The sequence below is a fragment of the Oceaniferula marina genome, from assembly GCF_013391475.1.
Taxonomy (GTDB): Bacteria; Verrucomicrobiota; Verrucomicrobiia; order Verrucomicrobiales; family Akkermansiaceae; genus Oceaniferula; species Oceaniferula marina.
This window is the reverse complement of the sequence record NZ_JACBAZ010000079.1, coordinates 1-281: the sequence shown is the minus strand read 5'-3', so window position 1 is coordinate 281 and position 281 is coordinate 1. Positions and strand designations below refer to the sequence as shown.

Annotated in this window: 1 protein-coding gene; it reads left to right on the top strand. The window is 47.3% G+C overall.

Features of this window, described 5'->3' with window-relative positions:
- Nucleotides 1-13 precede the first annotated feature (13 nt).
- A partial coding sequence (locus HW115_RS20370) for a hypothetical protein (RefSeq protein WP_227021693.1) occupies nt 14-281 on the top strand: 268 nt, incomplete at its 3' end.

The window sequence follows — 281 nt, the reverse complement described above, 5'->3', positions numbered from 1 at the left end:
CGTTTTACGAGACATGGGATATTTTGATGTGAAAGCGTTCGCTAGGATCGAAGCGCAAGGAGCTTTTTGGGTAAGTCGTTTGACTGCTTTGGCCTCAGTCTGGGTTGATAATAAAACACCCATTGAAGAACTTCTCAGACGTACTTCCCAAGACGTTTTGGATCTGGGTGTCGTTGTGACTAAGAAACGTCACAAATGCCGACTCATTGCCGTGAGAGCACCGGAGGAAGTGGCGAACTTACGTCGAGCAAAGGCAAAGAAACACCGGAAAAAGATGGGGA